Source organism: Kribbella sp. NPDC049174, from assembly GCF_043197365.1.
Taxonomy (GTDB): domain Bacteria; phylum Actinomycetota; class Actinomycetes; order Propionibacteriales; family Kribbellaceae; genus Kribbella.
Map to the genome: position 1 here is coordinate 309,446 of NZ_JBICSZ010000010.1, position 15,021 is coordinate 324,466.

Annotated in this window: 10 protein-coding genes; 3 read left to right on the forward strand and 7 right to left on the reverse strand. The window is 65.0% G+C overall.

The window, feature by feature from the left end; genetic code table 11:
- Positions 1-915 precede the first annotated feature (915 nt).
- Positions 916-2,820, forward strand: a complete 1,905-nt coding sequence (gene dcm, locus ACGFIF_RS37530) for a DNA (cytosine-5-)-methyltransferase (protein WP_393161300.1) — start codon at positions 916-918, stop codon at positions 2,818-2,820.
- On the opposite strand, the gene ACGFIF_RS37535 is transcribed toward dcm, so the two are convergent.
- Positions 2,817-4,103: an ATP-binding protein gene (locus ACGFIF_RS37535; protein WP_393161302.1), complete on the reverse strand. Its 1,287-nt coding sequence runs from the start codon at positions 4,101-4,103 to the stop codon at positions 2,817-2,819. The two genes, dcm and ACGFIF_RS37535, sit on opposite strands and share 4 nt — an antisense overlap.
- Positions 4,104-4,940: 837 nt before the next feature.
- On the opposite strand from ACGFIF_RS37535, the gene ACGFIF_RS37540 reads away from it, so the two are divergent.
- Positions 4,941-6,257, forward strand: coding sequence for a hypothetical protein (locus ACGFIF_RS37540; RefSeq protein WP_393161304.1), 1,317 nt, complete (start codon positions 4,941-4,943; stop codon positions 6,255-6,257).
- A gap of 103 nt (positions 6,258-6,360) precedes the next feature.
- The gene (locus ACGFIF_RS37545) at positions 6,361-7,335 is read left to right on the forward strand and encodes an aldo/keto reductase (RefSeq protein WP_393161306.1); all 975 of its coding nucleotides are present in this window, start codon (positions 6,361-6,363) and stop codon (positions 7,333-7,335) included.
- Between the two features lie 48 nt (positions 7,336-7,383).
- Here ACGFIF_RS37545 and ACGFIF_RS37550 read toward each other — a convergent pair whose 3' ends face one another.
- The 6 genes from ACGFIF_RS37550 to ACGFIF_RS37575 all read right to left on the reverse strand — a co-directional run bounded on the left by ACGFIF_RS37550 (position 7,384) and on the right by ACGFIF_RS37575 (position 14,958).
- Positions 7,384-9,987: a family 16 glycosylhydrolase gene (locus ACGFIF_RS37550; protein WP_393161308.1), complete on the reverse strand. Its 2,604-nt coding sequence runs from the start codon at positions 9,985-9,987 to the stop codon at positions 7,384-7,386.
- Between the two features lie 90 nt (positions 9,988-10,077).
- Positions 10,078-10,935 (reverse strand): SMP-30/gluconolactonase/LRE family protein, encoded by an 858-nt coding sequence (locus ACGFIF_RS37555; protein WP_393161310.1) that lies wholly within the window; start codon positions 10,933-10,935, stop codon positions 10,078-10,080.
- A complete protein-coding gene (locus ACGFIF_RS37560) occupies positions 10,919-11,809 on the reverse strand; it encodes a carbohydrate ABC transporter permease (protein WP_393161312.1) in 891 nt (296 codons plus the stop codon). The genes ACGFIF_RS37555 and ACGFIF_RS37560 overlap by 17 nt, the downstream gene beginning before the upstream one ends.
- The gene (locus ACGFIF_RS37565; protein WP_393161314.1) at positions 11,806-12,705 is read right to left on the reverse strand and encodes a carbohydrate ABC transporter permease; all 900 of its coding nucleotides are present in this window, start codon (positions 12,703-12,705) and stop codon (positions 11,806-11,808) included. Before ACGFIF_RS37565 ends, ACGFIF_RS37560 begins: the two co-directional genes overlap by 4 nt.
- Before the next feature lie 4 nt (positions 12,706-12,709).
- Positions 12,710-14,155 carry an ABC transporter substrate-binding protein gene (locus tag ACGFIF_RS37570; RefSeq protein ID WP_393161316.1) on the reverse strand — a complete coding sequence of 482 codons (1,446 nt, stop codon included), beginning with the start codon at positions 14,153-14,155 and terminating at the stop codon, positions 12,710-12,712.
- Positions 14,152-14,958, reverse strand: a complete 807-nt coding sequence (locus tag ACGFIF_RS37575) for an IclR family transcriptional regulator (RefSeq protein ID WP_393161318.1) — start codon at positions 14,956-14,958, stop codon at positions 14,152-14,154. The genes ACGFIF_RS37570 and ACGFIF_RS37575 overlap by 4 nt, the downstream gene beginning before the upstream one ends.
- Positions 14,959-15,021 lie beyond the last annotated feature (63 nt).

Genomic DNA, 15,021 nt, shown 5'->3' on the forward strand with positions numbered 1-15,021 from the left:
TCTGTGAGGCTAACGCCCGTAGGGCTGCTTTGAATACCTTTGGGGTTGCTACGACCCTGCTCAGCCGCACGACTCTGCTCTCCCCCAGCCAATACCCTCGGCATGCTGACCAACACTCGTTGTCCACTCAACGTAGGGGTCGATGCGTAGTCCGCCGTGGGACTGGAACAGGACAGGCGGGACTGTCGATTACCCTGTCTGGCCGTGCTCGCCTGCCCCTCCACATCCCGAGCAAGATCCGCGACATGCGCGATGCTGGTGCTAGAAGTTCCAGGATCCACACCGTTGCCGTGTCCTAAGTGATACGAAATATCGTCATGGGCGAGCGCCTGGTCTTCGCTCGACTTCATTCGGGGCTCGTCGCTGCGAGCAGCAGTCGAGTGAGCTCGAGTCATTTCGAACGCTTCCTCCCCCGTTTGCTGATGGCCGCCAGTCGAGGCTCGCAGCTCGCTAACCCGCTGATGTGCGTCCTCAGCGTTCCGTCAGCTGAGGTCTCGATCACGCGCTTCCATGACCCCACCCACCAGCCCAAACGCCTACTTGCGTCGATGCCTACATCGGAATTCGGCGAGGTTGCGTTACGCGACAACTAGCGTCTCAGAATCCATTCCTCCAAATCGGATCGCTGTGGCGAGGCGCTGAGAGGCGAACCTGGAGGAACGTAACTGTGTCCTTGCAACATCCGGCGGATCTAGTCGCGCGAGTGCGTGTCGCCTGTCAGACTTCCCGGAGCGACGTCGAGCTTGCGCCGGGGAGGCTGTGTCCAGCCGTGGGGTCGTCGCAGAGTTCGCGCCATCGAGATGGTTGCCAAAGGCAGCCATCCTTCGTGACCTGCAACCGTCATCGCTCGACACGAGGTTCTCGACGACAGTGAGACCGGTCGGGCCGCTTAGACTGATCGTTGAGGAGTGATAGATGTCAAAGACTCGGAGGCCGAACGTCCGATTGGTGCGAGGGCCGTTTCTGCGTCTCGCGCCCCATCCGTTGCACTGCGAGACGGCTGCCGAACTGAGCCGTCTGTGTGACGAGATCCGGGCGAGCGATCCTGCAGCTGTACTGGCGGCGGACCTCTTCGCGGGCGCTGGCGGCCTGAGTCTCGGACTGGAGCACGCAGGACTGCGGGTGGTCATCGGCGCTGATCATGACCGAGAGGCTCTGGAAACCCATCGCCACCACTTCGCCGGCATGGCGTTGGACTGGGACCTTGGCGAGGCCACAGCAGTCGAGCACGTCGCCCAGTTGATGCGTGACAACGAGATTGACATTCTGGCCGGTGGCCCTCCGTGTCAGCCGTTCTCGAAGGCAGGACGATCGCGGATGCGACACCTCGTTCGGGAGGGAATTCGTGAACAAAATGACCGTCGCAGAGACCTCTGGCGCTCGTTTCTGGAAGTCGCCCGGCTCGCAAGACCCCGGGCAGTGCTGATGGAGAATGTGCCGGACATGGCGCTCGACCGTGAAATGTTCATTCTTCGTAGCATGGTCTACGAGCTGGAGGCCTTGGGGTACAGCGTTCAGGAGCGCGTGGTCGACGCGTGGCGCTACGGTGTCCCCCAGTTTCGCCAGCGACTGGTACTGGTGGCAGTTCGCGGTGCCGCACCGTTCGAATGGCCGGCCGAGAACCCGCGCAAGGTAACGGTTGCGAACGCGATCTCCGACCTGCCGCCAGTCGAGGGGGGATGGCGGCCCTCCGGAGGTGCCGGTGGCTGGGCCGAGTACTCAGGCCCGAAGACGTCCTTCCAGCGTGCTATGCGGAAGGACACAAGCGCGGCGGACAAGACCAAGGTCTTCGACCACATCACCCGTCCCGTCCGCGACGACGATGTGCGCGCATTCGAGCTGTTGGACTCTGAGAGTCGGTACTCAGACCTGCCCACACATCTCAAGCGCTACCGAGATGACATTTTCGACGACAAGTACAAGCGACTGTCCGGGGACGATGTCTCGAGAACGATCACTGCACATATCGCCAAGGACGGCTACTGGTACATACATCCGGAGCAGAATCGCACGCTGACCGTACGTGAGGCGGCTCGACTTCAGACGTTTCCGGACTCCTACCGGTTCGCTGGGCCGCCAACTGCTGCGTTCAAACAGATCGGAAACGCTGTCCCCCCACGACTTGGAGAGGCAATTGGTCGAGCCGTACGTAGTGCTCTCAGTCGGAGCGGGGGCGATCAGCCATCCAGCGAGCGGATCGGCGGTGCGCTGTCGATCTGGTTTCGAAGCGGTGTCAGAGGCACCTCCCCGTGGCTCCACTCCACATCGGTATGGCACATCGTGCTGGGCGAGCTGGTTCTCGGTCGTGTGTCGTCCCTCGTCGCGCAGTCAATCTGGCCCCTACTTGAGTCCTTTGCTTTGCCAGCGGACGTACTCGGACGACCTGCCGAGCTCGACGAAATCCTTTCATGGCTCGGCCGAGGTGACTGCCTGGACCAAGTTATCCAAGTTGCCGACGCGCTCGACACTGAGCGCGGAACCAGCGAACAACAGCTGGACACTCTCGTCGCCGGCGGCTACCTTACCCGCGGCATCGCGGACATTGCGCTCCTGGCGAGCGCCGACAGTGAGGAGCCGGTCATCGCGACGACCGGAGCGCTGAGGGTCGCCAACCGGTTCCAACGCAATCCGCGTGGCCGGATCAACCAGAGGAGCGACGGCCGGATCGCGATCGCCAAGATGATCGGCTTCGGTCCCAGCGCACGCTTGGCGCAGCTGGCGCTGCTCGAGCTGGGAACGGATGTATGCGTACCGGTTCGACCGCGTTGTGAGGAATGCCCGTTGTCGACCTGGTGTCGCTCGAAGGACGACTTCAGTTAGATTCCCAGGGCCGCAGAGACCTCAGGGTGCCTCCGCCTGAACGTGTCCAACGCCTTGCGGAACCCCGGCAAGTCCGTGTTCTCGTACATCGCTGCCTTGAGCGCAACACCGATCTCCAACAAAGCCACTCCGTCAGCGCTCGCCTTCGCCGCAGATGGTCGACGCGGTTCGGCCGCCGATGCCGCCCTACGGTAGGCCGAGTCTGCGCGCGCACACAGATCGTGCACCGGGCGCTCGAGCATGTTTCTGAGGGTTGGGGGAAGCACGACGCTCATCTTGGCCACGTTGATCTGGAAGGTCTCATCGAGTTCGGTGTCGAAGTCGATCGATGCCCTGGCAAGTTTGGTGTGTTCGTCGATGCCTCGTAGGCCGCTCCATCCCCCGTACTGGACGAGTCGGTTGGCGCGGTACACGTAGAGACCTTGCTGACGATTCCACTTCAGTGGACCTGACAGTCGTTCGAAGGCCTCCTGTGAGGAGAACTGGTCGCGGGGTGGCAGAACGTACCCACGGAACACCACCTCCGACGGTTCGTCTCCGTTCTCGACCTCGAAGATCTCCTCCGGAACGGTCTCGGTGTGCTCTTCGTCCCTTGCGAAGGGATCCCATGCCGCGAGCTTCTCGCCGTTGACCGAGATGGCCACCGGTTCGATTTCGCGTTCGCCAGCGATGAACCGATGGAAGACCAAGCCAAGATGATCGGCAGTCTTCTTGGCCAACATGTTCAGGCGACGCCGGCCCCATCCCGACTCCGCGTACCTGTCGGGTAGTACTCGGTCCAGCTTCTCCCAGACAATGACGGTCCCTGGACCATCCTGAAGAATCCTGACCGCCTCCTCGATCGCGTCACTCTGCTCGTCTGCGAGAACGCTCCACGAGTCCCGGCGTTCGATGTAGTCGAGATCAAGTGTCCGAACGTGATACCGCGCCTGGTGACGAGCCTGCCGGCTCACAGCAGTGAGGCGACGACACTGCGAGAAGGTGCCAGTCTTGAGGCCAAGTCCGAACCGCCCCAGCTCGTTGGTGGCATACGCGCGGCGGCTTCCAAAGCGAAGGGCCTCAAGCAGTCCGGCAGGCCCCATTCCTGCTCCGTCATCCCAGATGAGCACATACGAGGCGTTCGGGTCAAAGACAAGCTCTACGCCGATCCGGTGCGCGCCAGCAGCGATCGAGTTGTCGACAAGGTCCGCTACTGCAGTCTGGAAGTCGTATCCGATGTCGCGGAGAGATCCTGTGAGTCGTGCAGCCGAAGGCGGAACGTCGTAGTAACTCGTACCTGGCATGGACATGCCCTCCCGCTTGACCCGATGGCGCCATCTGTCCAGGGTTTGGACCTGGCAAAACTCCTCGATCGAGGAGGAAACGGTACTCCATCTCTGCTGGCCGTGGAGCTACGCCCCGCACGCGTGATGCTTGATCGACGTCCCAGGCCGTCGACGTCGAAGGGCCTTGTGCGGGCACAGCCGACGAAGCGTATGCCAGGAGACCCGATCAAGGACGCATCGATCCGAGGACAAAGGATCACCTCGGCGTCGGTCGCCTGCAGTCGGTTTAACAGGCCATCGATGTCCCTGGTGGCCACGAGAGACGTGTCCAGCTGAAGCTCTTCTTCCCCGTCGCGTGCAGCAACGCGAAACCAGCAGCCCGCCAGTGATGCATCACTGACGGCAGGCGGAGGCCATCAAGCCAATCTGCGACTGGATTGATCGCTGGGTGCAGGGCAGCGGACGGGATGCATGGTGGCGTCTGCCATTTCAATCAGCGAGATGCACGCCCAATCCGTGCAGCAGATAGGACCATAGCGTCCGTCTTGGTGCTATCGCACGCCAGGCACACCAATCCGCCGTCCTCGCGGTCGACGATCAGCATCGACGACAGCTCGCCGAGGATGCCCCTCGGTTGCATGTCCGATGAGTATCCGCGCCCCGTGTGGACACCGAATCGGATATGTCCGCCGGCCTCGTATCGACAAAGCGGAGTGTCGGCTCGTCGCGGCAGCAAGTTGAGTGGCACCTGTCCGGATCTGCTCGGGAGGTAAGCGAACCTGAGACAACACACGGTTGACTCGCTACAGTCTGGGCAGCTGGCTGCTGGGTTCGACTATGACAATCCGCCCTTCGGTGGCGATGCCGATGGCGACCTTCAGATCGAGGACCAACGAATGCTTCCGCGTGACGCCGAGGCGCTTTCTCCCTGGCATCCCACTCGCAATCTCTGAGGCAGAGGCTGAGATCTCCCGCTCAGGCTGCATCGGGTTACCCTGGATCCTCGACTGCGAAGGGGCGCGCGCCGTGGGGGCTACCGGGATCTTCTTGAGGGTTGGAAACGAGCTCGCGCTGCTCAAGGAGACGCCGTACGACTCTGAAGACGTCTTGCAGGTTGCACTGGCCAAGTATCCGGAGGTGCTTGCAGGGCCTACGACTGACGGCGATGGAGACGCGCGGCTGTTGCTTGTCAGTCGCGAGATGGGTGTGCCAATTGCGGAGCAGGGCCCCGCGAACTTCAGTCTTGATCACCTGTTCATCGACCACGAGTGCGTTCCCGTGCTGGTCGAGGTCAAGAGGTCGTCTGACACTCGGATACGCCGTGAGGTGGTCGGACAGATGCTCGACTACGCCGCGAACGCAGTGAAGCACTGGCCACTGTCACTCATCAGGCAGGCGCTTGAGGCTCGGGCGGCGCAGGAGAACACCGCCGTCGAGGCGATGCTGGCCGAGCTGCGGCCGGGACTGGAGCCGGAGGAGTTCTGGAACTCCGTCGACTCCAATCTGATCGCCGGCCGCATTCGGATGATTTTCGTCGCTGATGTGCTTCCTCCGGAGCTGGTACGCGTGATCGAGTTCCTGAACGAGCAGATGAATCCGGCCGAGGTTCTCGGTGTCGAGCTTCGGCAATTTGTCTCCGGAGCCTCGATAGCCTACGTGCCTCGGGTAGTCGGCAGGACGTCGGCTGCGGTCGGCGCCAAGAATCCGAGTGGACGGCAGTGGACTCGGGAATCCTTCCTCGAGGCGGCGCGGGTGCGCTGCAGCCAGGCTGAGGTCGCTCTCATCGAGAAGCTGTTCGCCCATGTCGAATCGCTGGGAGTCAAGTTGTCCTGGGGACGAGGAGCGACTCCAGGTGTCGGCGGTTGGTACAACGTCGAGGGACAGCCGACCGGCGTATGGGTCCTGAATGCCAACACCGACAGCCCCACCAGCAAGGCATATCTGGTGTTCTACTTCGGAGACATCATCGAACGAACAGGGCCCGATCGAGCCGACCGGATCGAAGGCGCCGCAAGGAAGTTGGAGCACCTCCCTTCCATGAAGCGAAAGGTCGCTGAGGCGCGAGCGGCCCACTGGCGGAAGTACCCATCGATCCGGCTCGAGGATGTCCTATCCGATGCCCAGGCGACCGAGACCGTTTTTGAGGCGATCGCTGAGCTGATCGATCTGTGACGCGTGCACCCGTCGCACTCGGGTGGACTCAGAAGTTGTGGCAATGGCTGTGAGTTGATTCTTTTGTTGGAAGTGTAGGCCTGCGCGCGGGAGGGTGGGGGTTATGGACTTTACTCATCTTGGGCGTACGGGGCTGAACGTCAGTCGGATCGTGTTGGGGACTATGAACTTTGGGCCGCACACTGAGGTGGCCGATGCGCACGCGATTATGGATGCGGCGCATGAGAAGGGGATCAACTTCTTCGATACGGCAAACGGATACGGGCGGGCGATCTACCCCGGCCGGACCGAGGAGATCATCGGCGAGTGGTTCGCGAAGGACCCGGCCAACCGGCACAAGACGGTGCTTGCCACCAAGGTTTACGGCGACATGGGTGACGGGTGGCCGAACGAAGGGAAGCTGTCGGCGCTCAACATTCGGCGGGCGCTGGATGCGTCGCTGAAGCGGCTGCAGACGGACTACGTGGACCTGTACCAGTTCCATCACGTGGATCGGGCCACTCCTTGGGAGGAGATCTGGCAGGCGATCGAGGTCGCCGTACAGCAGGGGAAGATCCTGTACGCCGGGTCCAGCAACTTCGCGGGGTGGCACATTGCTCAGGCTCAGGCGGCCGCCAAGGAGCGGAACTTCACCGGTCTGGTCAGTGAGCAGTCGATCTACAACCTGATTGTGCGGGATGTGGAGCGCGAGGTGTTGCCGGCGGCGCAGGAGTACGGGCTCGGTGTGATCCCGTGGTCGCCGTTGCAGGGTGGGCTGCTTGGCGGAGTGGTCCGCAAGGAGAACGAGGGCGTACGCAGGCTCGAGGGTCGTGCGAAGGAGGCACTCGAGAAGCTGCGGCCGCAGATCGAGCAGTACGAGGCGTTCGCGGATGAACTCGGGCATGAGCCGGGCGAGCTGGCGTTGGCTTGGCTGCTGCACCAGCCTGCAGTGACCGGGCCGATTGTTGGGCCGCGGACCATGGAGCAGTTGGAGTCTGCGGTGCGGGCGGTCGACGTCAAGCTCGATGACAAGGCGCTGGCCAAGCTCGATGAGATCTTCCCGGGATACAAGACCGCGCCGGAGGACTACGCCTGGTAGGACTCCAGCTCTGGGCCGGACCGCGGATCTGCGGTCCGGCCCAGAACGTCAGCTCACCGGGACGAACTTGGTGTAGTTGGTGCGGAGGTAGCCGGCGCCGGATGGGTTCGAGATGGTCACGTGGCCCGCGGTGCCGGCAGTGAAGGTGTAGCGACCCAGCAGGATCCATTGGTTGCCACCGGAACGTTGATCGATGTCCAAAGCAGCCGAGCCGGTGGCGTGGGTGACGACATAGTGCGCGGCTGCCGTGCTGTTGGTGTGGTTGGGCACCCAGGCGTAGACGTCGTACGCGCCGGCGCTGGGCAGGTTGGGTCGCCACTCGGCGGCCTTGCCGGTGCCGTTTGAGGCGCGGGTCGCGGACGTCAGCCAGCCGGGGACGCTGGATGGTGCCCAGGCGCCGGTTTCGGTGTAGCCGGTGTCGGTGACGCCGACGAACGTCATCGGCAGCGGGGTCACCGACACGGTGGCCGGGGCGGACTCGTTCCCGGCGAGGTCGACGGCCCGGACCTGCAGGGTGTGCGCCACGTTGTTCGCCAGATCCGGCACCGGGATGCCTCGCGCGACCAGCTCCGGGTTGCCGATGTTGCCGACAGGTTCGTCGGTGGTGACGAGAGCGCCGTCGGCATAGATGTTGTAGCCGAGCAGATCCACCTCAGAGTTCTGGCTCCAGTAGAGGACCGCTTTGCCGTCGGCGGCCTCCCCCACCAAGCCTGTCGGGGCGGCCGGCGCGGTGGTGTCGGCAGGGACTGGTACGGCGATCGGCTGCGAAGCCGGAGACTCGTTGCCGGACCGATCGATCGCCGTGACCGACAGCTGGTACGTCTGGCCGGCCAGCAACTGGTGCAACTCGAATGAGCCGCGCTGCACGGGGTTGGCGGTCTGACGCCGACCGTCGAGGTAGACATGGTGGCCGATCACGTCCGCCCCGGTCACCGGATTCCACCGGAGCGTGAGAACGGCATCACCGGTCGACGGCGTGGTCTTGACGGTCTGTCTTACATGAGTCGGTGTTGCCGGGGCTACCGCATCGGCAGCAGGAGCCGGGACGAACTTCACCGCATCGGCCCGGAGGTAGCCCTCGTCACCGGTCGCCTTGCTCAGCTCGACCCATCCGGCACTGCCCGCGGCGAACTGATAGTTGCCCAGCCGCACCCAACGGTCGACGCCGACCGACTCGGCGGGATCCACTGGATCGCTGACACCCGTCGTGCTGTTGACGGTGTATCGCGCCGTCAACACGTTGACAGGGCTACCTGGCAGCCATGCGTACACGTCATACCGTCCCGTGGCCGGGAGCTGCGGGGTCCAGCGTGCTGTGCTCGTGGAGGTGGAGGAGTAGCGGGTGTCGGAAGAGCGCCAGCCCTTGACTGTCGTGCTGCTGGTCCAGGGCCCAGCCTCTGTGTAACCGGCGCCGCCGTTGTCGACGACAACGGTCGGGACGAACTTGACTGCGTCCGTCCGCAACGTGCCGACAGCGCCGGTATCGCTGGCGACCTGAACGTTGTGCCCGGCTCCCGGGATCATCGCGTAGGCCCCGAGGTCGATCCACTGCTGGCCTGCCTTGGTCTGGTCGATCACGACGTCTGTGGTGCCGCCCGCATGGACGACCGCGTACCGCGCCGCGGTGCTGCCGCTTCTGATGAAGTCAGGGTTCCAGGCGTACACCTCGTACGTCTGTGCACTCGGCAAACTCGGTGTCCAACTGGCTGCGGCGTCGGCAGACCCCGCACGCCGGGTGAGCTTGTCCTGGTAGCCATAAGCATCCCCGACACCAGTCCAGCTCCCCGTCTCGGCGTAACCCGGGTCGCAGGTGTCGACGAGCACCGTGCCGGTCGCGATGTCGTCTGCCGAGCCGATGGGCTTGTAGTACCGGAAGTAGTCCCAAGTGGTCTCACCAGGAAGATTCGCCTCGTCGACCGGCTCGGTGTAGCCCAGTGTGGTGAGCCAAACGTTCTGCAGCGCGTGCGGACCTGGGTAGGCCAGCGTCCGACTCAGCACGCCATCGACGTAGAAGCGGATCTCGTTGGGCAACCACTCGTAGCCGTAGGTGTGGTAGCCGTCAGACGAGTCAGGGCCGGTGTAGACCCCGCCCTGATTGCCGATGTGCTGTGGCACGGTCCAGTGCGAATGCTGCTGGACGCTGGTCGGCGCATGCGAGTCGATCTCGAACCCGTCGATCTCGTTGAACCGGTTGTACGGGCCCTTGTACGACGGGGTGTCCGGAACGTAGTCGGCCAGCCCCATCTGCCAGAACGCGGAGTGGAACCCCTTGTCGCCCCACAGCTTCGCCCGCGTCTCGTAGTACCCGTAGCCGAAGGTCCGCCGCGAGATGATGCCGCCGCAGGTGTAGTCCATCTCCTGGTACGTCTCCCGCTTCAGCGCGATGTGCATCGTGCCGTCGTCGACCGAGACGTTGCCCGGCCGGTTGGCACAGATCGCCTTCTCCCCTTCGCGGTAGTACCAGTCGTTCGTGTTGAGCGCCGTACCGGCGAACTCGTCCGCCCAGCTGAGCTGGTAGCCGGCGGGCACGTGGTTCGGTCCGGGCGCCGGATCGGCGTCGGCGACCGCGGCCCCGGCCACAGCGGAGGCCAGTGCGGAGGTGGCGATCAAGGTCAAGGAGGCCAGCAAGCGGACAGAGCGGCGGACGGTCATCAGACGGCTCCCAACGGTTCAGACGTGGGACGAAGATATGACTCTGCGGTTTCTATGTCCATAGTACGGATGCGACATCCGCAATATGCGTTACGACCTGCCAGCCCAGGGACGCGCGGGTGGACCGGTGACCCCGACATCGGCGGCGTACAGACGACCGCTGCCCGCGGGCGGGCGATCCAGACCGAGCGAGGCGGTGGTGATCACCAGCGTGCTGCCCTGGAAGCACACCGCGGTAGGCCGGGGAACCGGCAACTCGACCGTGGCCAGCAACTCTCCGGTCGGGGCGTACCGGCGGACCTCGCCCGCATCCCACACGGCTATCCACACACAGCCTTCGTCGTCCAGCACCAGGCCATCGGGATTACCTCCACCGATCTCGGCGATGGTGCAGCGCCGGCCGAGCCGCCCGTCGTGGACCGCGATGGCCTCGAGCCGTCGATGTGGAAGCGTGTCGACGAAGTACAGCGTCCGGCCGTCCGGAGCGAAGTCGATGCCATTGGCAACAGTGAGACCGGTCAGCATGGTCGCGGCCTCGCCGTCCGCGGAGAGCCGGAAGAGCGCGCCCCGGGGCGCCCGCGGGATCGCCTGCGACCCGGCCCAGAAACTGCCGTCCGGATGACAGGCGCCGTCGTTCATCTGGTCCCGCCCACTGGTGAGCCCGGTCACGAGCGGCGTGACCGTGCCGTCCTCGGCCAGGTGGGCGAACCCGTCCCGTACTGCGATCGCCCACCCCTCCCCCGACCCAGCCAGCGGTACGGCGACCCCGACCGGCCCGCCGATGTCGTAGTCCCGCAGTACGGTCAGCACGCCATCCTCGAGCCGGCCACGATGCACCCGGCCCGCCACGATGTCGACCCAGACCAACTCGCCCGTCCTGGCATCGAGTCTCGGTGATTCCCCTTGCCGGTAGGAGATCGAGGAGACGCGGTCAGCTCTTGACCGCACCGGCGATCCCCTCGACGAACGTGCGCTGCAGGAAGAGGAAGACGACCACGATCGGGATCACACTGATACAGGCCGCGGCCGCCAACCCGGTCCAGTCGGTTGTGTCCTGCCCGTAGAACCCGTACATGCCGACGCCCAGCGTGCGCAGGTCGGGGTTGCCCAGGGTGAACACCAGCGGGATGAAGAAGGCGTTCCACGCTCCGATGAAGTTCATCAGCGCGACCGTGCCCATCACAGGTTTGGCCAACGGCAACATCACCCGCCAATAGGTCCGCAGATAGCCGGCGCCGTCCATCCGTGCGGCCTCCTCCAACTCCCTGGGGATGCCGCTGAAGAATCCCATGAACAGCAGTACCGGTACGACGAGCGCCGGGCCGGCCTGGGCCAGCGCGGCCCCGAGCAGGCCGTTGCCCAGCCCGAGACCGTTCACCAGGACGAAGGTCGGGATGATCGTGTAGCCGTGCGGGATGAACATCGTCGCGACCAGGATCCCGACCAGCACCTTGCGTCCCGGCAGTCCCGGTCGGGCCAGGGCGTACCCGGCTGTCGACGCCACCAGCAGCACCAGTACGACGACCACGACCGAGAACGTGATGGTGTTCGCCGTGTAGGTGCTGAACTTCGCCGTCGTCCAGGCCCGCCGGAAGTTCTCGAACGTGGCGTCGTCCGGCAGCAGCGACAGCCCGCCGATCAGCATCTCCCGAGGTGTCTTGAAGGCGGCCGAAACCATCCAGACGAACGGGTAGACCCAGACCAGGCACAGCGGGATCAGCAGCAGGTGCCAGATGTTGCGCCGGGCAACGACTCGCCAGCGCCCGGTCATCCGCCGAGTCGCTGGGCGAGTCATCGGGCGAGCGATCGACGACTCGGTCATCGGCCCGCTCCCGCCAGGCGACGTTTCAGGAACGGCGCCTGCAGCAACGTCACGACCAGTGTCAGCAGGCCGAACACCACCCCGGCCGCGGAGGCGAACCCGTACCGCGGGGCTTGCAGCGACGGATCGAACGCGTACCGGTAGATATAGGTCGGTACGACGTCCGTCGCGTAGTCCGGCCCGCCCTCGGTCACCGCCCGGACCAGGTCGAAGGTGTTCAGGCTGCGCTGGAACACCAGGAGCAGAATCACGATCGCGATCGGCGTGACCACCGGCAAGGTGACGAATCGCAACGCCCGCCAGAATCCGGCCCCATCGATCGAGGCCGCTTCCTGCAGATCCTTCGGCACTGTCTGCAGCGCCGCGAGCCAGTAGATCAAGGTGATCCCGAACCCCTTCCAGACGTCGATCGACAACAGCGTCGGCAGTGCGGTCGACGTACTGCCGAGGAAGTTGACCGGCTGGTCCACAAGGCCGGAGTCCAGCAGGATCCGGTTCACCAGCCCGCCGGCCGGGTCGAGCAGGATGGCGATCACGATGCCGATCACCGCGGTGGTCGCCACCACCGGCAGGAACAGCACCAGCCGGTAGAGGTTGCGGAACCGCAGCCAGCTGTTGTTCAGCAGGATCGCCAGTACCAGGGCCAGCGGCAGCTCGACGAAGATCGCCACCAGCGAGAAGACGAATGAGTGCCAGAACGCCCGCCAGAACGCCGCCGAGCCGAGTACTTCGGTGAAGTTCGCCAGGCCGACCCACTCCGTCGGGCTGCCCACCCCGTCCCAGTCGAAGAACGAGTACCACCAACTCGCGACCATCGGCCACACGGTGAAGCCACCGAACAGGAGCACCAACGGCACGAGGAACAGGTAGCTCCACCAGTGGTTGCGCAACCTCATGCGGTCAGCCTCCCGGCGTGTAGTCCTGCAGCGGGTTCCAGCCGGTGAACGTCAGGTCCTTCGCGGAGCCCTCTTTGCCCTTGCCTTTCAGGGCGGTCGAGGTCTGGTCCAGGTAGGCCTGCAGGTCCTTGTCCAGCCGGGCCGCCACCGGGGCGAACGGCTGGTTCTTGATGATCGAGCTGAAGGCGGCGTCGGTGTGCTTCAGATCGGGTTTCGCCGCCAGCGCGTCGGTCATCGCCCGGCCGCCCGGGGTGGTCAGGGCCGGGTTCGGCGCCCGCCGCATGGTGTCCTCGGCCACCTTCAGGATGGCGGCCTGGTCCGGCTTCTGCTCCGCCTCGGCTTTCCAGGCACTGTCGAGCGCGGTCAGCGTGCCGAACTTCTCGTAGTACGCCTTGTGGAAGGGCTGCGAGGCCAGGAAGTCCATCACCTTCCAGCTCTCCGCCTTGTGCTTGGACTCGGCCGACATCGACCAGAGCGGGCTGAACGACTTGGTCAACGGAAGGTAGGCACCGCGCCCGGCGGCCGGCACCGGCAGCCCGGTGACGCCCATCTTGATCTCGGGCGCGAGCTTGCGGACCTCGGCCACGTGCCAGGGCGGCGTCGGGTACATCGCGAGCCGGCCCGCTGCGAACTCCTTGAACGCACGGCTGCCGTCCCAGCTCTCCCAGCCCGGCATCATCACCTTCGCCGCCTGCATCCGGCGGTGGAGCTCGACGGCCTCCACCAGACCGGGGCTCGAGGTGGCCGGCTTGCCGGTGCGGTAGTCGATCCCGGTCGCGGGCACGGAGTACGGGACGGCCGTGTCGGCGAGCATCTCGACGCCCACCGCCTTGGCAGCGGTCGGGGCGTAACCGAAGTACTTGCCCTTACCGTCGGCCGTGATCTTCGTGGCCATCTGCTCGAGCTCGGTCCAGGTCTTCGGCGGGCCGTCGTACCCGGACGTCTTCAGCAGGTCCTCGTTGTAGAGGAAGACCCGCAGCGTCGACCACGGACCCCACACCAGCGGCAGGCTCATCAGCTTGCCTTCGCGGTGCAGACCGGAGGTGGCCGGATCCATGCTGCCGGCCGGGAACCGCTTCAGGAACTCCGGCGTGACGAACTCGTCGAGTGGGGCGACCCAGCCGCGAGCGGCCATCCGGTCCATCCCGTCGTCCTGGGCCCGGAAGATGTCGGGGGCGTTCTTCTGCTGGAACATCAGCTCGACCGCGTTCAGCTGCTGGTCGGACGGGTTCTCCAGCACCTTCACGGCGATCCCGGGGTTCGCCTTCTCGAACTCGTCGAACTGCTGGCGGTAGAACTGGCTGGCGCCCGGTGGGTCCGGCACCAGCGCGACGGTGACGGTGACCTTGGCGGCGTCGGCGGACTCTGAGCTGCCGCCGACGAGGTTGCACCCCGACAAGGCGAGCGCCACCGCACAGGCGAACGCGGTGAGGGCAGGGCGGATCTTCATGATCGGCTCCGGAGGTCATGGCGCGTGGGCGCCGGGATCTGTTGATCAGCCGGGCCGTGGTGGCCCAACTGCGAGTTGATGGCGTCGGCGGTCTCCATCACGAGCCGGGAGAGCTCCCGCTCGCGAGCCGGCAGATCGACGACGCTGGACGGACCGGACAGGGACAGTGCGGCGACCACCGAGCCGGTCCGGTCGCGCAGTGGCGCGGCCAGGCAGGACCGGCTGAGGGACAACTCCTCGGTCTCGGTCGAATAGCCCTGCCAGGCAACCTGCTCGACCGCGGCAGCGAGTACGTCGTGGTCGGTGATGGTACGCGGGGTGTACCTCTCCAACTCCCCGAGCAGTTCGCGGCTCTGCTCCACCCCCAGCAGCAGGCACTTGCCGAGCGCGGTCGCGTGCAGTGGATTGCGCCGTCCGGTCAGGACGAACGAGCGCGGTGCGAGCTGCCCTTCGAAGTTGCACAGGTAGAATAACTCGGCCTCGCGCCGGACAGCGACATTGACACCGAGCCCGGTCTCGGCCGCAAGGGTCTGCGCCCGCTGCCGGGCCGCGTGGTGCACGGGATGACCGTTGAGCGCCACTCCGGCCAAGGTGATCAGCTCGGCGCCGAGCCGGTACTGGCCGTCGTCCCGTTCCACGAATCCGGCCTGTTCGAGGGTGCTCAACAGCCGCGATGCCGTGGACTGCTGCAGCCTCGCCAACTTGGCGACCTCGCTGACGCGGAGCATGCCGGTGCCGGCGAACGCACGCAGTACTGCGGCCGCCCGCTCGACGCTCTGGTTGGTCCCCGCCTCATTGCCCACAGGCTGCATCCTTTGCCGAGATGATGGACGATGCCATCCACTATGTGGCAGCCTTACGCACAT

Coding starts and splice junctions, on each gene's coding strand:
- dcm (WP_393161300.1), top strand. CDS start 916: ATGTCAAAGACTCGGAGGCCGAACGTCCGATTGGTGCGAGGGCCGTTT.
- ACGFIF_RS37535 (WP_393161302.1), bottom strand. CDS start 4,103: ATGCCAGGTACGAGTTACTACGACGTTCCGCCTTCGGCTGCACGACTC.
- ACGFIF_RS37545 (WP_393161306.1), top strand. CDS start 6,361: ATGGACTTTACTCATCTTGGGCGTACGGGGCTGAACGTCAGTCGGATC.
- ACGFIF_RS37550 (WP_393161308.1), bottom strand. CDS start 9,987: ATGACCGTCCGCCGCTCTGTCCGCTTGCTGGCCTCCTTGACCTTGATC.
- ACGFIF_RS37560 (WP_393161312.1), bottom strand. CDS start 11,809: ATGACCGAGTCGTCGATCGCTCGCCCGATGACTCGCCCAGCGACTCGG.
- ACGFIF_RS37565 (WP_393161314.1), bottom strand. CDS start 12,705: ATGAGGTTGCGCAACCACTGGTGGAGCTACCTGTTCCTCGTGCCGTTG.
- ACGFIF_RS37570 (WP_393161316.1), bottom strand. CDS start 14,155: ATGAAGATCCGCCCTGCCCTCACCGCGTTCGCCTGTGCGGTGGCGCTC.